Raw genomic sequence first — 24181 nt, 5'->3', positions numbered from 1 at the left:
TAGAAAAACTGATCTATGTAACAATGCCTCCTGGCACGAAATAAAACAGATGTAGAATAATATCAAAGCTATATAAAATTACAACCAACCAAATAAAAACATGTTTATAGATAAAATAAAAGCAAAAGCAAATAATGACGAAATAAACGTAATTATTGAAATTCCAATGAATAGTGGTCCAATTAAATATGAATTTGACAAAGAATCAGGAGCGGTGTTTGTTGATCGCTTTATGCAAACCACTATGAGTTATCCATGTAATTACGGTTTTATTCCTCATACTCTTTCAAATGATGGTGATCCAGTAGACGTACTAGTTGTATCTCATCATGCTGTAGTACCTGGTTCTGTTATTAAGTGTAGAACCATCGGCGTATTAATGATGGAAGATGAATCAGGACTTGATGAGAAAATAATCGCAGTACCAACCTCAAGGCTTGATATTACTTTCGATCATATTAAAGAGCTAGATAACCTATGTGAAATGCTTAGAAAACGTATCGTGCATTTCTTTGAACATTATAAAGATTTAGAAAAAGGTAAATGGGTTAAAGTTACCGGATGGGGAAATAAAGCAAAAGCAGACACTTTAATCAATGAAGGTATAGATAGAGCTAGTCAGGAGTAAGAATTTATGGCGTTGCTCACATGACTTTCAATATCATTCTCGCGTAGCATTTTGTTGCGTAGATCGATTTTTTCGTCATTGCAAGGAAAATTACAAAGTCATTCACGAAGCAATCCAGTAAAAAATGCTAATTTATATAGCATATTTTTATTACTTTCCTCTGGCTTTGCCATACTCTCTACAGTCGCTTGCAATGATAATGTGGTATCCATGCAACAATGTCATATCTACAGGGAATGACATCAATCGATTTTAAAAATAGGACACAAAAATAAACAGTGACATTATTTCGTTCAGGGGTCGTAGTAGCTTTTTGCACATTAATTTCTCGCATATTTGGCCTCGTGCGTGAACAATTTATCGCATCACTATTTGGCTCTACACCTATGGGCGATAGCATTAATGTTGCTTTTAAACTACCAAATCTATTTAGAAGAATTTTTGCAGAAGGAGCATTATCAAGCATATTTATTCCTATTTATAATGAAAAAATGCTGATCTCTAAAAGAGCTGCTAATAATTTTTCAGGTACGGTTTTTACTCTTCTACTTCTGACATTAATAATCATAATAGCATTAATGCAAATTTTTATGCCACAATTAATGCTGTTTATTGCCCCTGGTTTTCATGGTAAAAAGGAAAAGTTTGAGCTTACCATCTTTTTATGCCGAATTACTATACCTTATTTAATATTTGTTTCATTAACTGCTTTACTTGGCGGAATATTAAATTCCATAAAAAAATTTACCGCGTTTGCTTTCTCACCGGTGATTTTAAGCGTATGCGTAATAATCTGTACTTTAATGCTAGATGATTACATAGAATCTACCATTTCAATCAGTCTATCTTTAATAATTGCTGGAATATTACAAGTTTCGTTTATGTTTGTCTGTGTTAAGAGAGCGGATTTAAACTTTCCAATAATTTTTAACCCAAGCGATCCCGATGTAAAAAAGCTTCTAATTAATATGGGACCTGCGATCATTAGCTCCGGCGTTCAACAATTGAATCTTTTTATATCGCAATCTATTGCTAGCTTTATTGAAGGTGCTATTTCAATATTAGCTTATGCTGATCGGATTTATCAATTTCCTTTATCAATAATAGGTACTAGCTTCTCTACTATATTGCTACCTACGCTATCAAAAATCTATAAATCAAATGATCTAGTATCTGCAAAAAAAATACAGAATAATGCTATTAGAATGGGATTATTATTATCACTACCTGCTACATTCGGTATTATAATACTATCTCATCCGATCATTAACATAATATATGAAAGAGGAGTATTCACAAGCCAAGATACTACAAATACCGCCGAGGCTATTTCTGCATTTGCCCTTGGGCTTCCTGCTTTTATTTTGGCAAAAATTTTAACCCCTATTTTTTATGCTAATGGAGATACTAAAACACCGCTCAAAATAACCTTATTTTCAATAATAATTAATACCGGTATAAATTTGCTACTAATGGATTCTTTAAAACATATCGGTATTGCCGTCGGCACATCTATCGCAGCTTGGTATAATCTAGGTTTATTATATAGCTATACTACAAAACAAAATAAGCTACATATAGAAGCCAATATAAAACTTTTTTGCGGTAAAATTTTATTATGCTGCATAATAATGTCTGTTATAATTGCTTTAATAAAACATTATTGTTTAGAATATTTTTATTCGGAATATTTACTGATTAAAGTCTGCATGCTAGGCAGTACAATTGCAGTTGGAATAGGATCATTTTTCGGCACGGCATATTTATTAAAAGTGGTTTTATGATAATAACAAGAAATAAGCACCAATCAAATTATCAGGATTTGCTAAAAACCTTAGCTATTATAGCCATGATCATTGATCATATGGGTTTATATCTATATCCTGAATTAACGATTATGCGGGTTATCGGTCGTACTGTCATGCCGGTGTTTTGCTTTTTTACCGGTTATAATTTTCATGATAAACCAAAAACTAAAATAATAATAGCTGGCATTTTGTTACAAATATATACTACTGTGTTATTTAAACAGTTTATTACTACAAATATTCTAATACCAATCTATTTAGGACAATGTTATATTTACTATTTTCGTAAGTCTTTAATTCACTTCTTCTATAGCGGTTATTGTCATGTAATTATAATGGCAATATTATTTCATATTAGTTGGTATTTAGTTGACTACGGTACTATTGTAATTGCTATAATGATCCTTGGATTTATTGCACAACATGAACAGGCAAATTTAAAACTTAGTTGTTTTATAGCCATTTTTATTACGTGCATGCATTCAACTCTTTTTACTCTTGCAATTCCCATGAGTGATTTTAATTTTTCAAATACTGATTTAATTTTAAACCTCACCATCTTAACAGTTACCTATATATTAATGATCATAAGTGATTATTCACAAAAAATAGCTATAAATTTAAAATGGATAAGTCGAAATATTTTATATATTTACTGCATACACAGTATGATTTTACAATTTATATATAAATACACATATAGTTTTAAAAATTGGTAAGTAACCGTTAATAAATTTAGTGACAGTGGTTCTAGATTAATATATTTAGATAATATTGATATTACTTATATGTTATCTAATTTCAGATAATACTCAATATAAAGAGCAATTTAGAAAAAACAAACTCTGTGAAATTCAATTAGATAGTACCATGCAAAAAAATAAATTTCTTAAATATTTTTGGATTTGATCAGACAAATTTTAGAAAATGATATTAGCAAGAGTAGTATTTTCGGAAACAAAAGAATTTAAACAACTGGCATGGAAGCATCTCACCGCTGAATTTGGACACATATGTAGAATTATCACAAAATCTAGACAATGATGACGTTTGGAGATAGTGAGCGGACCGTCCTTGTCCATTACGTATGACACATCCCTTACAATTTACTAATGCTGAAGTATAGTAATAGACTCTTGTGCTAAGAATATTTTATGAAAAATTAGGCTCAATATTTTTTAATCATAAAGCAGAAAAACATTTCAAAATACATATGCTTCTTGATCCGGAACATGAACAAATCGCTATAGATTTATTAAAACAAATAAATATTAATAATTCTTCTTTACTCGCTATTCAAAAAAGCTGGGATATAATTGAAGCTCTGTGTACTAGGATTGCTGAAATCACACAGGATTAGCTTTATTCTTAAGTATTCTAGATTTTCATTTTATGTCATTCCTGCGGAGGCATTGTTGCATGGATCAGTTTTTCTGCCATTGCAATGAATGTGCACAGCAATTGACTAAGCAAGCCAATAAAAAAATTTTGTAAATCAGAATTTTTTTATTATTTTTTATGGATTACGTTCATTTAGTCACTAACAATGACTATGTGGTATCCATGCAACAAAGCCAATAATAATGGGAATGACATATTTAAACTAAACCAAACTCGCTTACTTGCGATTTAGCAAAGAGTTTTATCTGAAAGTCAATAAAATCCAAATTACCTTTTGAGCCTATTTCCGCAAATTTATTAGCTTTAAGAAGCAAGTCATAATGCTCTGCTAAATCGGCGAAGAAAAATTCGATTTCGCCACTTTGTTTTACTCCTAAAATCTCACCGCTACCTCGAAGTTTTAAATCCTGTTCAGCGATATAAAACCCATCATTAGTTTGTTGCATTATCTCAAACCTGCCTCGTGCAACTTGTCCGAGTCGCTTAGGATTATATAACAATATACAATATGACTGTAAATTCCCTCGCCCTACTCTACCTCTAAGCTGATGAAGTTGAGCAAGGCCAAACTGCTCAGCATTTTCAATAATGATCAAAGTGGCTTCCGGTACATCTATTCCGACTTCAATAACGGTTGTGGCAACTAATATCTTAATTTCACCTTCCTTAAATTGCTTCATTATGATATCTTTCTGCTCATTCTTCATCTTACCGTGAATAATACCAGTATAACCTTGATAGATATTTTCTATAGAGTTAAAACGATTCATCACATCCATTAATACACTATCATCTTCTTGCTCCTCTTGCTTTCCCCTCTCTATCAATGGACATATCCAATATATCCTCTCGCCTAGAATAAGCTTCTTATTTATCGCTTCTATAACATGTTCTATTTTATTAGTCGACATAATATTCGTTGCAATAGGTAGACGATTTTTTGGTTTACCTTGAAGTTTAGAAATAGTCATATCTCCAAACATGGTAAGTGCTAAACTTCTTGGAATCGGCGTTGCAGTCATAACTAGAACATCGGGATTTACCCCTTTATTTATTAAATTCAAACGCTGCTGCACTCCAAATCTATGCTGCTCATCAATAACTATATAACCTAGTTTTTTAAAACTTACTTTTTCTTGAAATAAAGCATGAGTACCAAGCAATATTTCAATTTCACCATTTTCAAGCTGAATCATTATATTTTTACGTGCTAGCCCTAGTATCTTACCTGTAAGTAATCCAACTCTTATATTAGTATTTTTTAAAGCTTTAACAAAAAACTCGTAATGCTGATTGGCAAGCAAATCGGTTGGAGCCATAAGCGTTGCTTGAAATCCAGCGACTGCCACATTTACCATAGTAAGCAGAGCTACTAAAGTTTTACCTGAACCAACATCTCCTTGCAACAATCTCATCATTTCTACTTTATCGCTTTGATCAAGTTCTATTTCCTCTATAACTTGCTTTTGATATGGTGTTAATTCAAATCCTAGCTCATTTAATATATTGACTTGAGGACCTGCAGCTTTAGGGAAAATATTACCTTGTCTTCTACTTATTTGCGTACGTACATTAAAAAGAGATATTTGATTGGCGATTAGTTCTTTAGCTGCTAGGTGTTTTTTGGCATTATTTAAACACACTCTCGTATCATCCCACGACTTGACCATGATATCCATTTTTTCTGAATTCCTACTTTTGCGTAAATGACATAAAGAATGCAACACCTTCAAATTCTGCAATATGGAATCTAAATAATCCTTTACCTCTTTATCTTCTAGCCCCTTGCATTTCCTTTCAAATATATCCATTGCTTTTATGATATATGAATACAGCTGTTTATTACTAAGGAGATATGTTAAAGAATAAATAGGCTCTATTTCTTTTGCGAGTGTAGGATTCACAATAAATTCAGGATGTGAAATCTGTAAATGATGATCAAAAAATTGTACTTTACCGCTGATAATATGAGAAGTACCAACCTTTAACTTATTAAAAATAAATGGAGGTGGTCTATGAAAAAATACTAATAACAAAGAACCAGTATCATTGCGAGCCGTAATTTTAAGAGGCTGATTACTGTTTTTTGGTAAACTAATGCTCTCAATTACAATTTCCGTTTGGATTATTTCACCGTCTCTAACTTTGGTTAAATTAGGCGATAATGTTTTATTTTGATATGAAACAGGTATATAAAATAATAAATCACGAATATTATTAATACCAAGCCTTTTAAGAGCAGATACGGTATCTTCACGTATATTGATAAACGTTTTTACAGAAGAGAATAAGAATTTTTCTAGAATAGTTAACATATATAGCCATACATCATTATCGTATATATATGACTATATATTATTAAAAGCAATAGACTAAAATTAATCTAATTTAAACCATGCTCTAAGAATAGCTGAAGATTTTAAAGTCATACCTTCTATAAATTCGGCTGTTTTATAACCGCCTGAGCCAAAAATTTTAAATGTTTTATTTAAGCTAAGCTCAAAATTAACTACCCCAAGTCTACCTTGTCTACAACTCTCTTTTAAATGAGTAGCAGTTAATATTTTAGGCTGATTCCAAAATGCCACTTCTAAAGCTAAACCGACAAAATCAAATTCGATTATAATTTATTTGCTTTAATTCCAACACTGTAAAACTTAAATTTCTGATTTTTTCTGTAATTAATATTAACTTATTATCCACAACAAAAATGGTTAACTAAACTATACTCTAAACCATATGGAGCAAGCATCACTCTAGTAGACAGTAAATATTTTTCCAACTTAAACATTGTAATATTATTAATGTTAGTATTCATTATAAATGAATATCCTGAATAGAATAAAAACGAATCAAATAAATCTAAATAAGCATATGAACAAATTTTATTTTTAGTAATATAACCGTATATGGAGCTCATCACTTTTACATATGCATTTATATCATTACCGTTTTTATCTTTATCATTAAATTTAGTACTAAACATATATCCTACTTGATCCTAGTCTTGTCATAAATAACCTATGCTATAAGTAGGATTAATTTTGTTACTTGCCATATATCTAATTTTTAATATTTTCAGATAGCAAATAGCTTGCTTGAATTACCACCTGTATCTATAGCAATTTGGTGTATGACAAAGAATTAAAATCTTTAGCTTTAAAATATGTCCTTAAAAGGATCTAACTCATATTTTATTACTTTTAAGTCAAATTCTCTGCACACCACTAACCATTATTTTATGATTAACCACCATAAGCCAATATGTAACAGTAAATCTTGTAATATAGTTTAATATATTTATAGTTATCTGAATCGACAAATATAGCATCATCCAAATTGACGGTAACCTTCAATCAATGATATAGCAACATCGCGACTTACCCTTGATGACATATCTTTACCATAAGTAACTACATAGCTATAACCTTTTTAGAATTTTCTTGAATTTTTATATCATTATCAATATTTTGATGCAGTTAATACTGATTATAAATATAAAAGACAAACAGCAATGGTTAAATTTAATTTATTTAATTTCATAGAATCATTAATTTTTGTTAATCACAAGTAACCATAATATATAGTACTTTAAATTTGTACATATACTAAACTTGTGTATGTCTTTGGTTTCTTTTGAAAATCCCTCTAATTTCTTAAAACAGAAATATTAAATAATTTAAAATTCATAAATAAAATATATCCTTCAGCTGAAACTGCTCTTGAAGGACTGCTCTATAAAATGATTTCTTCGTATATTGGAGAAAATAAGATTTGTGAACAACAATATCTTGATAAAATCTTAGAACTTGAACTAAAACCGCAAGGCACTTTAGATGAGCGAATTAGAGCAGCTTGCATGGGAATCCCACCTTTTTATACTAAAATCGGTATAGGTACAATTGTAGAGGAAGGTAAAGAAAAAAGGAATTTAATTGCGAGAAATATATAATAGAATAGAAACACAGCACTTCAAGCTGACCTTGCTATTATTAAAGGCTGAAAGCGGATAAAGCAGCAATGTAATTTATAATAAAACAGTAAGAAATTTTTATGCAGTAATGGCAGGTGCTGCTAAAGTCACGGTTTGTGAAGTAGAGACAATAGTTGAGGTAGGAGAGCTTTACCCTAATAATATTCACACACCTAATATTTTCATACAGCGATTAATAGTAGGTACAAAATATGAGAAACGTATTGAGCAGTTAACCATAAGAGAACAATAAACTATTACTTGGAGCAAAGAAGAAATTTACCAAATAACTGCAAGGAACTCAAAGACGGCTTATATATCAATCTAGTATAGGTATGCCTACTATTGATTTAACTCTTTTAGGGGCTATGCAGTCTCACAAAAAGGCGATCTTGCCAAACTGGAACTATCTCCCAGGCAAAATGGTTAAGGATATGGAAGGAGCTATGGATTTAGCCACTAACAACCAAAAGACTAGTAGTAATAATGGAACATAACGCAAAGGACAGCAGAGCTAAATTATGAAAAGAGTACAGCTTTCCGTTAACAGGCAAAAAAGTAGTTAATAGAATAATTACCGATCTTGGAATTTTTGATATTAATAAAGATGAAATGGTATGCATGCGAAAAGCCGACAATGTTACTATTGAAGAAATAAGATCTAAAACCGAAGCTGAGTATATAGTTAATTTATAATATGGAGAATAAAATGGTAAAAGTAGTCATCGTATATTATAGTGGATACAGCATACCATAAAAGTAGCTAAAGAAATAAAGTGTATAAAAGCAACAGGAGCAAATGTTTCTATTATACAAAAAATAAAATAAACCTGACAATAATTGACTAGGAGTTAACTGGTCAGGGCTTATGACTCAATCTAACTATAAACCCTCCCCTAATATTACTCCTACCCAAGAGCCAAGGTGATCTAAAACAGTATGGCATACTATGTCATTCCTGCGGAAGCAGGAATGATAGAAAGCATGCAACACAAGTACTCTTTAAAAAAAAGTGTCTTAATTAACTTCTAACAAATGATGATTTGCTGTTTCTTCCAACTTGTTTAGAATTCATACCCTTTCTAGCATCTCGTTCTCCTTTAGTTTTTAGAACCTTTGATTTAGTACTAACATCACTCCAGTTACCGCTATCGCTATCGCTTTCACTGCCACTGCTACTCATCTCCATAGCAACTCTTCGTGCTAAAATTTCTACAATTTCATTAGATTTGTTAACATTCTGAGCAGGCTTACTACGCGAATGTGCAACCGGGCGCCCATTAGGGTCAAATTCAACTTTTTTTAGTTTGTGTTCACCCCTTATGGACTGCAGTAGTAAATCTCTAGGATCTTGTGCCTTAGCATCAATTTTTTTAACTTCTTTTAGATTTCTTGGTCCTACTATTTCTTTCATTAAATCAGAAGTATCTATAGAAGGATGTGATTGATTTTCCGGGTTTTTAACTGTAGTAGCTTCTATAGACTTCAATAATGTCTCAGTCTGAGCTGGAGCCATAGTAGGCATAGGTGGTGGCGGCGGTGGCATATTATTTTGCGGTAAAGGCGGTGGTGGTGGCGGCGGCGGTGGCATATTATTTTGCGGTAAAGGTGGTGGCGGCGGTGGCGGTGGCATATTATTTTGCGGTAAAGGTGGCGGCGGCGGTGGCGGTGGCATATTATTTTGCGGTAAAGGTGGCGGCGGCGGTGGCGGTGGCATATTATTTTCCAAAGGTTTAGTTAGGGACGAGGTTGTTAATATTGGTTCCTTTTTTGCAGTCATATGATCTGCAAGGTTACTTACTATCTTTTGTAACTTCTCATTGTCCGGTAACTTCCCAATTATATCATTAATATTTTTTTCTTGATTTTCAATTAATTTCTCAAATTGATGCTTTGTGCTATATAATTGTTCCTCAATCTTTCTAATTGCTCTAGTATTACTTTCTTTGTTTTTGGCCAAAACCTGTTCACTGTTATTTATAAAAACATTTTTAACATTTTGCCAAATACTATTTAATTTTTCAAAAAATGTATGAGGTATTTCTTCCCTAATTTCAGCAACTTGTTTTTGTATTTCTTTAAGTTCTTTAATATTGGAATTTTCAGATATTAAATTTCGGATGTTTTGTTTTGTAGTATTTAAAGCATTATATTGATTCTCTAGTACTGCAGCATTAGTAAATTGTAAGGGATGTGTCATACGTAGAGCTGAGAATCTTTCAGGTTTATCCTTATAACTAAAGAATAATTCTGCTAATCTTTCTCTTTGATCTTTAGATAAATCTTTCTTTGTTAAATCCTCAAAATTTTTTTTGATTTCTTCTTGTAATGCTTGCTTTAAAGGTGCAGATTTTGCCACTATATTATATATCTTATTATCAATATCTTTTAATATCTTGGTATTATGCTTTATTGCTTCATGTGTTAACTGCTCTTCACTTTTTATAAAAATATACTTTACATTAGAAACTGTTTTTACAAATTTTTTAAACCAAGGCAGTGATCTGTTATGTTCTTTTTCTAGCTCTTTAGCTTCATTTTGTATTTCGAGTACACCTTGCAACTTCTGATTTTGTTCGCATAATTCGTTTACTTGTCTTAGTATCGTATTTAAAGCATTATTTTCTTGAGTTAATAATTTATTTATATCTGTTTCTTTTGTTTCTTTTGTTTCTTTTGTTTCTTTTGTTTCTTTTGCCATTATCCACACTTACTATAAATTAATTCTACTATTTATATAGTACATTTCTTATACAAAAGCAAATAGAAAGTGAATTTATATTATATTTATTCTTGATACATAAAAAGTAGATAGACGAAGTTTAATTTGGAACAGAGCAAGATGTTTCAAATTAAACGAGTATCGTTAACGTAATTTTAGAGATGATAAGCCGATCAGAGCAAATATAACTGAAATAATCCAAAATCTTATTACGACTTTTGATTCTTCCCAACCATGCTTTTCAAAATGATGATGCAATGGAGCCATTTTAAATATTCTTTTTCCTTTAGTAGCTTTAAAATAATATACCTGTAAAATTACGGATGTCGTTTCCACAACGAATAAGCCACCAACTATGCTTAAAACTACTTCATGCTTAGTAATAACACTAATAATGCCAAGTATACTACCAAGACTTAAACTACCGGTATCACCCATAAAAACTTCTGCAGGCTGTGCATTAAACCATAAAAATCCAAGGCAGCTACCGACTAAACCCGCACATAACACCGTTAATTCTCCAGTATTCGGTATATAAGTTAGCTGCAAATAGTTCGAGTAAATGAGATTTCCTACTAAATAACTTATTAAAGCAAAAGAACCAGCAGTAAAGGCAATAGGAACGGTAGCGAGACCGTCAAGCCCATCCGTTAGATTCACAGCATTAGAAGATCCAACTATAACAAATATAGCAAAAACTATATAAAAATAACCAAGATCCAAGCTTAAATTTTTAAAAAACGGTATATTAAGCAAATGACTTGGATTTTTGTCAGTATATTCTAGTAAAATACATATGATTAAACTAATAATTCCTTGCAGTAAAAGTTTACTTTTGCCTCTTACCCCATAATGGTTATTTTTAGTTACCTTAGCATAATCATCCATAAATCCTATAATACCGAAACTAATAAAACCAAATAATGTAATCCAAATATATTTATTAGTTAAATCAGCAAGTAATAAAGTAGCAAGACAACTAGATAAAATAATCATAATACCCCCCATAGTCGGAGTACCTGCTTTTGTTTGATGTGATTCAGGTCCGTCTAAACGTATAGGCTGACCATTTTTTTGAAGAGTCCGTAAAAATTTTATCAATATCGGACCTGTGACAAAGCTAAGGCTTAGAGTGATAATAATAGCAAGACCACTACGAAAAGTAATATAGTGAAATAAATTAGCTATATGTGAATTATGAATATGAGGAAGTAAAAGATTGTATAACATTTGTAGATTTAAATTCCCAAGTATATTTTGATGTCATGCTTGCAAAGATATTGTCGCGTGGCTTAAAATGCACTAGAAACATCCTAGTATATTTATTTATAACAATCAACAATCTTATCAAGCTTTATACCTCTTGAACCTTTTATTAAGATAAGTTCATTATTCTTAAATAAATCTGTTACCGTTATATGTGTAATTAATTCATCAACATTTTTAAAATATTTTTTAGCTATTTTGAAAGGTAGTAAATTATAAATATATTTAGTATTTTTTCCTACTAAAAAAACTTTAGAGCAATCTGCATCTAATATATAAGGTACTAACTCTTTATGTAATGCTTCTGAATTTTGCCCAAGCTCTAGCATATCACCTATTATAGCGGTTTTATTTTCAGCAGGTACTTGTTTTAAATATTCTAATGCAGCTTTCATTGACTGCGGGCTTGCGTTATAGTAATCACAAATTACACAACAATTTTGTATATTGATCATTTCCCCTCTTCCTTTAGTAGGAGAAATATTTGCTAAGTGATTTGCAGCAATATCTAAATTTTTACCTAGTATATTGATAATTAAAAGTACACCTATATAATTTTCGGCAAAATGCCTAGGAATGAAAGGTATAGTTATCTCTATGGTCTTATTATTTATCTTATATTTTAAATGAACTTGCTTTCCTAGATTTGCATATAAGGTTAATTCTGCAGATGTATTATACGATGCACCGAAATTATATATTTTATCAATAGATAGATTTTTTAATATTGATAATATTTTGTTATAGCAATTAGTATTGGCATTAATAACAGCAATATCATTTTTACTAAAATTTTCAAAAATCTCACATTTAGCTTCAGCTATATCCTCCAACGAGTTAAAAAACTCTAAATGAGCTTCTGAAACATTGGTAATCATGGCAATATTCGGCTTTAATATTTGAACTAGCTCCCTTATTTCACCTTTATGGTTCATACCAAGCTCAAAAATAGCATATTCCGTATCATCAGACATTGAAGCAAGATTAATAAGTAACCCCAAATGGTTATTGAAGTTACCTCGGCTAGCAAAAACCAGACCTTTTATATAACTTACTTCTAAAGGTAATTTGTACGTTAATCGAGTACTTGCAGCATCACATACTTTTTTGTACTCTGTGGTGCTATATTCCGTGTTTCCTTCAAATTCCTCTTTATTAGCTTCGTTATATAAGAGGTGTAATGATTTATCACTAGTCTCAGTTAGTAAGGTTTTTAAAGCTCCTTTAGTGGAGGTTTTGCCGACACTACCAGTAATAGCTATAAATTTAGCTTTTGAAGAGCCGCGTTTATACAAAGCCATTTTTTGTAGAGCTTCAAAACAATCATCGACTAAGATAATTTTGTTTTTGTCTACTATATCTATGTGCTTGCTAACGATAATAGCATTTGCTCCTTTATCTATTGCATCTAGAACATAATCATGACCGTCGCCATTACCTTTCAGTGCTATAAATAAATCACCTTTTTTAACGTCTTTGGAGTTAAATTGTACTTCATTGCAATTGATAGAATTAGATATTGTTATACCTAGTGCTTTACTTAGTGTTTCAGAGTTCCAAATCATATGTTAGTTTATATTAATATTATTATATATATTATTATATTTCGGCATTATTGGCTTTAGTCTGTCACTCCATGGCTTACGACCATGGAATCCAGAACAACAATTTAAAATACTAATAATTATTAGTATTTTAAGCTGATTCACGTGATCAAGTAACAGCATGATACTTTATATACTTCTTCACAATTTCAGCATCATCAAAAGGTATTTTTTTATTGCCTATAATTTGGTAATTTTCATGACCTTTGCCAGCAATTAATAATATATCATCTTGATTTAAATTATTAATACCATATTTAATAGCTTTTTCTCTATTTTCTATTTCTATATAATTTGCTTTATCTATACCGCTTATGATTTCAGCTCTAATAAGCTTTGGATCTTCAAGACGTGGATTATCATCTGTAATTATGACGTTATCAGCAAGTTTTGCAGCTATTTGCCCCATAAGACTTCTCTTTTTTTTATCACGATTGCCGCCACAGCCAAAAATTACATTTAACTTACTGCCTAGTACTTGAATATTTTTCAGCTCTAGTAAAGCTTTTTCAAGAGCATCGGGAGTATGGGAATAATCAACAAAAATATTAGTGTTTTCTATTTGCTGCATTCTGCCTTTTACCGGTTTAACATCTACTAAAGAACCTATAACTTCATCAAAAGCAACACCGGTATAATACTCACTAAGAGCAGCAATTAATAAATTGCTAGCCTGAAAACTACCGATTATTGGCGTATTAAAACTATATTTTCTATTATTAAATGTAAAATCAATATTTTGTCCTTTTAAAGAACTATTAATTCTAGTTATTTGTAAATCTCCCTTTATTCCCACGGTTATAAATTTAATATTATGCTTATTTAAATAAGCTTTAATAAACTCTATTTCTTCTATATCAGAATTTAATATGGAAATAGCATTCGGTAATAAATGATTGGTAAATAATTTTAGTTTAGCAAGTAAATAATTTTCTTTTGTATGGTGATAATCTAGATGATCGTGACTAAAGCTAGTAAAACATGCTATATTTACTTTGTTTTCCCCAAGTCTTGTTTGATCAAGACCATGACTAGAAGCTTCAAAAGCTAAATATTCTATACCTATTTCAGCTAAATTATGTGCAATTTTTCTAAAGCTTAAATAATCGAATGTGGTTAATTCCGGTACATCATTTATAAAGTTATCACAGCCAAAAATTTCTACGCCTATCGTACCTATAGATGCAGCTTTCTCTCCAAGTAATGAATATAATTGAGCTATATAAGATATTACAGAGCTTTTGCCATTAGTACCTGTTACGGCTATCAGATGCTTTGGTTTCTTAGGGTAAAAGATTTCTATAACTTCATATAAAGCTTTTTGTAAATCTTCTACATAAATTACTTTATTTATAGCAGTATTTTTTTCATTATCTGTAATTACTAATACTGCACCTTTATTTAAAGCATCATTTATAAAATCATTTCCATCAACAGTTCGTCCTTTTACAGCAAAAAAGACCTCACCTTCCTTAATATTTTTGGAGTTAGTCGACAAACCTTTTATGTTATGTTGTTGGAATAATTGTTTTAGATTGAAGAGCATATAGTTTCAATTTAATAAATGCCGTTTTATAATTTTCGATGTCATTCCTGCGAAAGCAGGAATGACATCCTAAATGTTCATACAGTAGAGAGGCACGCCACGGGATGATAATGTCTTCAAATCTCCGCTAAATTCCAAAGTAATTGATTTGCCTCAACAATTACATTTTTACCTACTAATTTCTTGATAAATACTAACCTATTATCAGGTTTTATTTTAGCTTGAGAATGATAAGTACTCACGAATTTTAAAATTTTGTCAGCCATATCGGCATTTTTATAAAATTTAATCACAAACCCATTATCTCCTGAATCTAGATTTTCAATATTTAACTTAAAGCATAATAGCTTTATCTTTACAATATCAAGTAAATTATTAAATTCAGTCGGTAGTGAGCCGAATCTATCAATCATCTCATCTTTAAATTTCTCTACTTCTATCTCATTACTTAAATTACCTATTCTTCTATATATCCCAATTTTGAGAGCTGAATCAGATACATAGTGATCCGGGATAAAGACGGATAATCCTAAATTAATAGTCGGAATAAACGGTTGTTCTGAGACAACCGGTTCATCTTTAAAAAGAGCTATTTGTTCTTCCAACATTTCTTGGTAGAGTTCCGTACCTACTTCTCTAATTTGTCCTGATTGTTCTTCACCGATCAAATTACCAAAACCTCGTAAATCCATATCATGGCTTGCAATAGTAAAACCTGAACCTAAAGCACAACTATTTTGTATTATCTCTAAGCGCCTTAAGGAGTGCGCAGTCATTTTTTTATGACTTTCTACTATTAGATAAGCATAGCCTCGCATTTTACCTCGACCTATTCGACCACGCAACTGATATAGCTGACTAAGACCAAGCATATCGGCTTTATGTATAATCATGGTATTTGCACCTTGTATATCAATTCCTGATTCTATAATAGTAGTTGAGACTAGTATATCAAATTTGCCAGCATAAAACTCGCTCATAACCTCATCAATTTTATTATACGGCATTTTTCTGTGAACTATTTTATAGCTTAATTCTGGTACAATTTGTTTTAGCTGTTTCTCAATATCAAGGATATCGTTAATTCTTGGAACCACATAAAAGCTTCTGCCGCCTCTAAAATGTTCACGTAATAATGCATCTCTAATAATAACAGGATTAAAAGGCATAACAGATGTACGAACTTCTAGCCTGTTTAAAGGCGGCGTTGCAATAATGCTTAGTTCTTTTAGACCGGTCATTGACATTTGCAGTGTTCGAGGAATTGGTGTTGCCGACATTGCAAGTACGTGAGAGGAAGATTTTAATTGTTTTAAAAATTCTTTTTGACTAACACCGAAATGTTGTTCTTCATCGATTATTAACAATTTCAAATTAAAGAATTTTGTATTTTTATGTAATAAAGAATGAGTACCTATTATTATATTTATTTTACCACTTTCAAGTTCCGATCTTATAATCTTTGCTTCTTTAGGACTAATAATACTGGATAATTGTTTGATATTTAAACCAAAACCCTTGAACCTTTCTGTAAATCTTGAAACATGTTGACTACATAAAATAGTTGTCGGTACAACTACGGCTACTTGAGGTGAATATTCATTTAGAGATTTTGCTACCATAAAGACGGCACGCATGGCTACCTCTGTTTTACCAAAACCTACATCACCGCATATTAACCTATCCATTAACATACCACTTCTTAGATCTTCTCTAATATCGTTTATAGCAGTTAATTGGTCTTCTGTTTCACTAAAAGGAAAATGAGCACAAAATTTATCATATTCTTCAAGGTCAAATTCAATGGAAGCATTAGTATTAAGTTTTCTTTGCGCTGCTATTTGTATTAAATGCAGTGCTATCTCTTTTATACGGTTTTTAAGTTTTGCCTTACTTCTTTGCCATGAGACGCTGCCAAGCTTATCAAGCTCTGCATTATCATTGCCGTATTTCTTTATTACCTCTATATTTTCAACTGGTATATATAATTTATCATTTCCGGCATATAAAATTTTTAAGAAATCATGCAGTTTTCCTTTAATTTCTAAAGCTTCCAGCTTTAAAAATTTACCTATCCCATGATCTTTGTGAACAACAAATTCTCCTTCAGCTAAATTATCAAGCTCTAGCAAAATATTTTTAAGTTTTTTGTTAGTGTTTATAGAACTAGGTTTTTCTTCTAATAGTTCGCTTACCGTAATAAATAAATATTCTTTAGTATCAAAACTTTGATTTAAAGGTAGTATGGCAATATTTATTATGCCTATTTTAGCCTCATCTAATTTATTTATTTCATTATATGTATATTCATAATTTTGGATAATGCTTTTCACTCTCTCAAGACCGCTTAAAGAAGCTACACCTATCACAATTTTTTTAGAAGAATGAGCTTTAATAATCTCAAATAATTTATCAAAAACTATTTTCTTTTCTATAAAACTTGTAGATCTAATATTTTCAATTAGAGTGGCTTGCTCGGAATTATCATAACTAATTAATATATTATTTTTTTGTTCAAGTAATTCCATTATTTCGGAGATGGTAAAATATAACCTAGTCGGTGCAAGAGTAGGATAAAACCTATTAAATTTATTTGCCTCTGATCTTGCCGAATAAAAATCGTTATAACTACGTTCAAACTCTAAAATAGCTTGTTTTGATAAATTATCAAATATGATAATAGGATCGTTTAGGTAATCTACTAAGTTAGAGCAGGAATTATAAAATAACGGAAGTAATTGTTCATATCCTGAAAATTTTCTTCCCGATGTTACCGCCTCATATAAAGGATTATCAGTATAGTTAACTCCAAAATTTCGTAAATAATTATTCTTAAAATTACCTATAGTTTCACTGTTTAAAACTATCTCATTTACAGGAGTAATAACTAACTCCGTGCAGGATTTAGTCGAAATTTGTGTATCAATATCAAATTCTTTAATCGATTCAATATAATCCCAACTAAAATTAATTCTATAAGCTTTAGGACCGGGCAATATTATATCAATGATTTCACCTCTAACTACAAATTCCCCAACATCAACACTACTCGTATTTCTTGTAAAACTATTTTCTACTAAAAACATAGCAAGTTCATCTGTAGTAAATTTCATTTTAGGGAATAATTTTAAAAAGTACTTAGAAAAAAAATCTTTCGGGGGTAATTTGTTTAATAAGTTTGCTGCATGAGTGATAAGTAGTTTGCTGTTACTATTATTTGTTGTTAGCTTAGTTAATGTTTCTGCACGTTTAGATACAATACTAGGGCTTGGAGATGCATGATCATATGGTACAGTATCATAACTCGGAAAATAATAAATACTTTCATTAGAAGAAAAAAATAAGGCTTGCTTATATAATTGTAATACATCTTCTTCATTGCTTACACTCAAGATTAAATCTTGCTTAAGATTCTTAGTCAAATTATCAATTGCAAAAAAAGATTTGGCAGCCGCCGGAAATTTTTGTTGTAACATTACGGTAGGAATTTATACTTTAGCTATTTTGCGTAATTTATCAATTATTTCAATATCTAGATAAGAAGGAGCAGAAGATTTATTATTAATCCAATTATAAAGATCATTATCATTTTGATCAAGTATCAAAGCATAGCTTTCAAGTTTTTTCTCATCCATCAAAGATAGATACTTTTCGGTAAAGCTACCAAGTATATAATCCATTTCTTTACAGCCGCGATTTTTACTAAGATAAAGAAGTTTTTTTTGTAAAGAATTTTTATTTAATTTATTCATGATATAAAGCCTTGCAAAAAATTTTTATAATAATATTATTAAAACTATCAAATACCAAGATCATTTTAAAAATGCTTTAAATATAGCATGGTCAATCAAGTTATTTCAATTAATAATTAAAGAGATTTTTAGCGAAAATTAATAAGATTCTTCGAAGAATAGTTACTCATATTTCAAAAAAAATCTTATAATTTGCAGCAAAAAAGAACTTAATTAGTTTTAAATTAACTTTATTGAACATGCTATAAGCACTCTAATAAATCCATATTCTACATGGGTAATTCTATTAATTTTTATTATCAATAACAGCAAAAAAACGTAAATATGTCGGTTCAAAATATCTGTTGTACAAAAGCTTATAATATACTGGTTTCAAATGATAATGTTTTTCTTGTAGATGTTAGGACTAGAGAAGAATGGAAACAAGTAGGAATACCTCATAAGGTGATCTTTCTAAGTTGGCAATTGAATAAAGATTTTGAAGATAATTTTTTATCTATCATTAACGATAAAATTCATGCAATGATATTTTTACTGTTTCGTTCAGGATATAGGTCATTTACGGCAGCAAATTTTATAACTAATATAGGTTATAAAAATTGTTATAATATTAGTGACCTTTTTGAAGGAAACAATCAAAATAAAGGCTAGAAATAAAATAACTTACCGTGGCAGTTTTAAGTGAGTACTAATCAAATAATTTTAACAGATCAAGGGGATAATTATTTAAATGTCTGGAGTCATGTGGCTCAAGATCTTTACAATCATTATGGTGAAACTCTATATAATAGCTGGTTTAGTAAAGTCAATTTTATAGAATCTTCATTAAATACTGTTATTCTTTGTGCCCCTACTAACTTTGTTAGAGATTGGATAAAATCCAAGTACTCTATGGTCATATTGCAACTATTTCAACATTATAATAATACTATTAAGTCGGTTGAAATAATTACTAAAGAGTTACCTGGAACAAGCAAAACAGTTATAGAACTACCTACTAAAACTTTTGCCGATATTGGCAGCAGTGAGCTTAATGCGGAAAATATCTTTTCAACTCTTGACGTACGTTTTACTTTTGATAATTTTGTGGTTGGAGTACCAAATGAGCTAGCTTATGCTGCTGCAAGAGCGGTTGCAGAATCAACGGATGCAGTTTCTGAATCTAATCCACTTTTTCTATATGGTGGCGTAGGGCTTGGCAAAACGCATTTAATGCATGCAATTGGTTGGTATATAAAGCAGAATAACCCAAACCGCAAAGTGATATATATGTCAGCAGAGAAATTCATGTATCAGTTTGTGAAAGCTCTGCGTAACAAAGAAGTAATCTCATTTAAAGAGAAATTTCGTTCGGTTGATGTGTTAATGATTGATGATATTCAATTTATTTGCGGCAAAGATAGTACTCAAGAAGAATTTTTCCATACTTTTAATACGTTGATTGATAATAACCGTCAAATAGTTATTTCTTGTGATAGGTCGCCTTCAGATTTAGATAATATTGAAGATCGGATAAAATCCCGCCTTGGATGGGGCTTAGTTGCCGACGTTCATAGTACCACTTATGAGCTGCGTTTAGGTATTCTAGAATCTAAGATTGAGCAAATGAATGTTAAAATACCAAAAAACGTAATTGATTTTTTAGCATCTAAAATCGTTTCAAACGTTAGAGAACTTGAAGGGGCTTTAAATAAGGTGATTGCTCATTCTAATTTTACTTTAAAAGAAATTACGCTTGAAAATACACAAAATATTTTAAGAGATTTATTACGTTCTAATGAAAGAATAATTACCGTTGAAGATATTCAGAAAAAAGTGGCTAGTCGTTATAATATTAAATTATCCGATATGTCATCGTCACGGAGATTACGAGAAGTTGCAAGACCGCGTCAAATAGCTATGTATCTTAGTAAAACATTAACGCCGAAAAGCCTTGCTGATATCGGTAAAAAATTCGGTAAAAAAGACCATACGACGGTTATGCATGCTATTAAAAAAGTAGAAGAATTACTAGAAAATGATATAGAACTTCGTGAAGAGATAAATTTACTAATGAAAATATTACAGAATTAATAAAATTTAGTTGTCATTCAGTAACGTATTAATGTCATTCCCAGGAATTAATTTATATGTTTTACTGGATTCCCGCTTACGCTGGAATGGACATAGGTATTATACCAAATGCCTTCAAAAAACTATTTCGTAAAAGAACTCGTTTTAAGATTATCTGGACAGTACCAGATTAAAAGAATTATAGATAATCATGGTTACGGTAAGTGGGTAGCGTATTTTCTACCTGAAAGTTTAAATGAATTAATATATAAAGAGGAGTTAAAAATTCATTATCACGACTACGATCATCAAATCTCTGCTAATAAAGAATATAGATATCTTTTTAAGAATAGTAATGTTACAAAATATTTTATTGCTCATAAAAATAGCTTATTTTATCTATTTTATAGATAATGTAAAAGCTATAGGTAGCCATTTATGCGATAAAGATCAATATGATGCTACCTATATATTTTAAAATATTGATTCTTTTACTCTTCGCTACCAATTGCTAGGACCTCAAAAAGACTATAATATTAATACTGTGTTTAATCGTATATAACTTCTCCCATTAGTTTAAAATATTCTTGTCTATATCAGTTGTTTTTACATCCAAAGTTTGATTACTATCATCATTTTCATTATATATATTTCTTTTTGTAGACAAGGAAAGTGTTAATATCTTTTTAGACAAGGTAGGAGAAGTAGTTTGGTTAAATTATGCGGTAATATCTTGTGGTACACCCTTGGTATATTCAGGGGCATCAATGTCATACCATTTTTTTATTAAGTAACTCTAATAGTAGAATATTTAAAAAATCTATCAGCTACATTATATAATATTAAACCTAGTTTAAGTTCAAAATCTTCAGAGTTATTATATATATAATTAACCTCTAGTATATTCCTTAATAAAAAATTAAGGTATTGAGGTAAAAATAATTTTCTTTTAACTCTTCATCAGAAGAGCGATCAAAGTTCTAGTATTTTAGCATTATTATTTAATTTATTATTCAGAAAAAAATATTCCTATGAGAGGAGTTAAAGTATCTAGTGTTGCTGTAAGAGTACTGAAGTTATCTCTCTATATGATAAATTATTTATAGTACTTAATTCTTTAATATTTAAGTTTCTCCAGTATTCTACTCAAAGCAATCTATAATAAATGCTAAGGCTTGCATCATTTCCTTATCTTTAACAAATTTAAGTCATTGTGCTTTGCCATAAGTTATCATATCTTTCAACCTCAGCTAAATCTTGCCTTACTAAGGGCATCATTGTATTTATTTCTCGAGCTAATAACTTAGGATCTATCTATATTACTGGGATTAACAACTAACATATCTTATAACATAATAGTTATAATATTAACGATACACTAAAATATTATCATGAATCAAGTATCTTTTCTAATAATTACTATATTGCACAAGTAAAATCTTAATTAAGATTTCTAGATGGTTTTATTGACAATAATTAACTTTTATTATATACTGCGCATAATATAAATCTTTACGGTATTGCGATGACAGGGAAAATTGCGAATATAAAAACTAATAGAGTACTTGCACTGTCCGGCGGTGGAGTTAAAGGTATATCCGAATTAATAGTGCTTATAGCAATTGAGGAAAAAACAGGAAAATCTATTTCTGAGCTATTTCCTATTATTTCCGGTACTAGTGTCGGTGGTCTTATAGCTGCCTTATTAACAATTCCAAAAGAACTAGGTGCAAAAGAAGCAAAATATAGTGCTAGAGAGGCCTTGGAGATATTTAAAACAAATGCAAATTATATATTTCCTGATAACTTTCTAGGTTCAGTTAAACAAATATTTACTCACAAATATAGTCAAAAACCTTTAAAAGAATTATTAGAAAAATATTTAGGTGATAATAGAATGGACAGTACTACTTCTCGCCTTGTTATTCCGGTAAATGATTTAACTGCTAACGGTGGAAAATTAGAAGTTTTTGATAGTTTTCACGGTTATAGTCCTCATGTTAGAGTAAAAGACGTATTACTTGCAACAACAGCGGCACCTACTTATTTTAAACCTATTATGGATAAAGCGGCCATACAGGAATATAATTATGCTTCGGGCACTCCTTATGCATATGCAGATGGAGGACTCAATGCGAATAGACCGGCAAGCGAAGTTTTAAAGTTGCTTAAAAAAGGTTATATACATAAAGAACAAAATCATACACGCATAGATAAAAACCTCACACGTGAAGAACAAAAAGAGATATTAGACCATACTATGGTTTGTGCATTCAATTTCAGTAATAATATCGAACCTACAAATTCCATACCTAAAATCGGCTCTGACGGAATAATAGGTTGGCTTGTGAAAGGAAAATTAATAAGCAGACTTATGCACAATATGGAAAATTCTTCCACTACTGAGGTTAAAAATGATTTATCTGGAAAAGATGAATTTTTTGAAGTAGGATTACCTATTACAAAAGAAACTAAAAGCTTAGATAATGCAAGTCCTAAAAATATTGAAAGATTAGAAGAAATAGGATATAAATATGTGCAAGAGAATAACGAATTAATTCAAAAATTATGTGATAACTTACTTGATAATTTAAATAAAGAACAAGCAGCTAATCAAACTGTAGATTTGATAGATGGATGTTTTGCAGAAGAAGAGAATATAGAAAATAATCAAGAGACAATTAATAAACCGATAACTCAAGCTCTAGAACCTGATGATGAAGGCTTTGAAGAAGAAGAGAATATAGAAAATAATCAAGAGACAATTAATAAACCGATAACTCAAGCTCTAGAACCTGATGATGAAGGCTTTGAAGAAGAAGAGAATATAGAAAATAATCAAGAGACAATTAATAAACCGATAACTCAAGCTCTAGAACCTGATGATGAAGGCTTTGAAGAAGAAGAGAATATAGAAAATAATCAAGAGACAATTAATAAACCGATAACTCAAGCTCTAGAACCTGATGATGAAGGCTTTGAAGAAGAAGAGAATATAGAAAATAATCAAGAGACAATTAATAAACCGATAACTCAAGCTCTAGAACCTGATGATGAAGGCTTTGAAGAAGATACAGAATATGAAAAAGAAGAATTATTAACCGGTATTAAGAAATTTTTAAATGCATTTAGTGAACAGAATCCGACATTAAAAAACGATATAGATAACTTTTTACAAACAGCAGAAAATTATACATTAAATGAAATTAAAGAATGTATTGTCAGTTTTGAACAAGCTAGTTTAAAATGGCAAGCCGAGCAAAAGAAACATGATGTATTCAGTAGCTGTAGTATGGAAGCCTTAAAGGAAGAAATGAACCTTGAAGGGATAGACGATGAAGTATTAAATCATGAGATTATAGCATAAGGAACGAATAAATCTGAACTCAGAACACAGCTTCAACGAGAGCAACGTGCAATAAAAAATTA

The 24181-nt window shown here is 30.5% G+C and carries 15 protein-coding genes and 6 pseudogenes; 10 read left to right on the top strand and 11 right to left on the bottom strand.

All coding sequences use genetic code 11. The features are described 5' to 3' along the window. Positions 1–100: 100 nt before the first annotated feature. The 4 genes and pseudogenes from ppa (at position 101) to A1E_RS07425 (ending at position 3796) form a co-directional block, all read left to right on the top strand. Positions 101–628 carry an inorganic diphosphatase gene (ppa, locus tag A1E_RS01765; RefSeq protein WP_012148527.1) on the top strand — a complete coding sequence of 176 codons (528 nt, stop codon included), beginning with the start codon at positions 101–103 and terminating at the stop codon, positions 626–628. A 278-nt stretch (positions 629–906) separates the two neighbouring features. Next, a pseudogene (gene murJ / locus A1E_RS01760) lies at positions 907–2428 on the top strand (murein biosynthesis integral membrane protein MurJ). Then, positions 2409–3155, top strand: a complete 747-nt coding sequence (locus A1E_RS01755; RefSeq protein ID WP_012148524.1) for a TraX family protein — start codon at positions 2409–2411, stop codon at positions 3153–3155. The pseudogene murJ and the gene A1E_RS01755 overlap by 20 nt, the downstream one beginning before the upstream one ends. 58 nt (positions 3156–3213) lie before the next feature. Continuing rightward, positions 3214–3796: pseudogene (locus tag A1E_RS07425) on the top strand (hypothetical protein). Between the two features lie 238 nt (positions 3797–4034). On the opposite strand, the gene A1E_RS01745 reads toward A1E_RS07425, so the two are convergent. From A1E_RS01745 to A1E_RS06770, 3 genes are all read right to left on the bottom strand, one after another. Further along, positions 4035–6152 carry an ATP-dependent DNA helicase RecG gene (locus A1E_RS01745; protein ID WP_012148522.1) on the bottom strand — a complete coding sequence of 706 codons (2118 nt, stop codon included), beginning with the start codon at positions 6150–6152 and terminating at the stop codon, positions 4035–4037. A 63-nt stretch (positions 6153–6215) separates the two neighbouring features. After that, entirely contained in the window at positions 6216–6425 is a 210-nt protein-coding gene (locus A1E_RS01740; RefSeq protein WP_012148521.1) for a hypothetical protein, read from the bottom strand. A 107-nt stretch (positions 6426–6532) separates the two neighbouring features. Then, positions 6533–6823 (bottom strand): hypothetical protein, encoded by a 291-nt coding sequence (locus tag A1E_RS06770; protein WP_012148520.1) that lies wholly within the window; start codon positions 6821–6823, stop codon positions 6533–6535. Positions 6824–7525: 702 nt separating this feature from the next. Here A1E_RS06770 and A1E_RS07420 point away from each other — a divergent pair. Both A1E_RS07420 and A1E_RS01725 read left to right on the top strand, forming a co-directional pair. Beyond that, positions 7526–8063: pseudogene (locus A1E_RS07420) on the top strand (CoA transferase subunit A). 3 nt (positions 8064–8066) lie between these two features. Then, positions 8067–8506, top strand: a pseudogene (locus tag A1E_RS01725) (CoA-transferase). Positions 8507–8831: 325 nt separating this feature from the next. Here A1E_RS01725 and A1E_RS01720 read toward each other — a convergent pair. The 6 genes from A1E_RS01720 to A1E_RS01695 form a co-directional block, all read right to left on the bottom strand. Next, entirely contained in the window at positions 8832–10511 is a 1680-nt protein-coding gene (locus tag A1E_RS01720; protein WP_012148516.1) for a hypothetical protein, read from the bottom strand. A gap of 165 nt (positions 10512–10676) precedes the next feature. After that, complete coding sequence (gene mraY, locus A1E_RS01715; protein WP_012148515.1) at positions 10677–11762, bottom strand: phospho-N-acetylmuramoyl-pentapeptide-transferase; 1086 nt, start codon at positions 11760–11762, stop codon at positions 10677–10679. A gap of 92 nt (positions 11763–11854) precedes the next feature. After that, a complete protein-coding gene (gene murF, locus A1E_RS01710; RefSeq protein ID WP_012148514.1) occupies positions 11855–13363 on the bottom strand; it encodes a UDP-N-acetylmuramoyl-tripeptide--D-alanyl-D-alanine ligase in 1509 nt (502 codons plus the stop codon). Positions 13364–13511: 148 nt separating this feature from the next. Then, positions 13512–14948: a UDP-N-acetylmuramoyl-L-alanyl-D-glutamate--2,6-diaminopimelate ligase gene (locus A1E_RS01705; RefSeq protein ID WP_012148513.1), complete on the bottom strand. Its 1437-nt coding sequence runs from the start codon at positions 14946–14948 to the stop codon at positions 13512–13514. A 116-nt stretch (positions 14949–15064) separates the two neighbouring features. Further along, on the bottom strand, positions 15065–18424 hold the full coding sequence (mfd, locus tag A1E_RS01700) for a transcription-repair coupling factor (protein ID WP_012148512.1): 3360 nt from the start codon (positions 18422–18424) through the stop codon (positions 15065–15067). Between the two features lie 12 nt (positions 18425–18436). Further along, complete coding sequence (locus A1E_RS01695) at positions 18437–18700, bottom strand: succinate dehydrogenase assembly factor 2 (protein ID WP_012148511.1); 264 nt, start codon at positions 18698–18700, stop codon at positions 18437–18439. A 324-nt stretch (positions 18701–19024) separates the two neighbouring features. Between A1E_RS01695 and A1E_RS01690 the strand changes: the two genes are divergently transcribed. The 3 genes from A1E_RS01690 to A1E_RS01680 all read left to right on the top strand — a co-directional run bounded on the left by A1E_RS01690 (position 19025) and on the right by A1E_RS01680 (position 21166). After that, the gene (locus A1E_RS01690; RefSeq protein WP_012148510.1) at positions 19025–19351 is read left to right on the top strand and encodes a rhodanese-like domain-containing protein; all 327 of its coding nucleotides are present in this window, start codon (positions 19025–19027) and stop codon (positions 19349–19351) included. A 30-nt stretch (positions 19352–19381) separates the two neighbouring features. Then, the gene (gene dnaA, locus A1E_RS01685; RefSeq protein WP_012148509.1) at positions 19382–20773 is read left to right on the top strand and encodes a chromosomal replication initiator protein DnaA; all 1392 of its coding nucleotides are present in this window, start codon (positions 19382–19384) and stop codon (positions 20771–20773) included. A gap of 108 nt (positions 20774–20881) precedes the next feature. After that, complete coding sequence (locus A1E_RS01680) at positions 20882–21166, top strand: DUF6314 family protein (protein ID WP_012148508.1); 285 nt, start codon at positions 20882–20884, stop codon at positions 21164–21166. 381 nt (positions 21167–21547) lie between these two features. Here the strand turns inward: A1E_RS01680 and A1E_RS07240 are convergent. Then, positions 21548–21747, bottom strand: a pseudogene (locus A1E_RS07240) (hypothetical protein); the annotation flags it as partial. Between the two features lie 14 nt (positions 21748–21761). Then, positions 21762–22030 (bottom strand): annotated as a pseudogene (locus tag A1E_RS06765) (hypothetical protein). Between the two features lie 247 nt (positions 22031–22277). On the opposite strand from A1E_RS06765, the gene A1E_RS01675 reads away from it, so the two are divergent. Further along, positions 22278–24119: a patatin-like phospholipase family protein gene (locus A1E_RS01675; protein WP_012148507.1), complete on the top strand. Its 1842-nt coding sequence runs from the start codon at positions 22278–22280 to the stop codon at positions 24117–24119. The last annotated feature ends 62 nt before the right edge of the window (positions 24120–24181 follow it).

The sequence above is a fragment of the Rickettsia canadensis str. McKiel genome, from assembly GCF_000014345.1.
In the GTDB taxonomy this organism is placed as follows: domain Bacteria; phylum Pseudomonadota; class Alphaproteobacteria; order Rickettsiales; family Rickettsiaceae; genus Rickettsia; species Rickettsia canadensis.
Note: the sequence above shows the minus strand (reverse complement) of the source record. Positions and strands in the feature narration are given on the sequence as shown.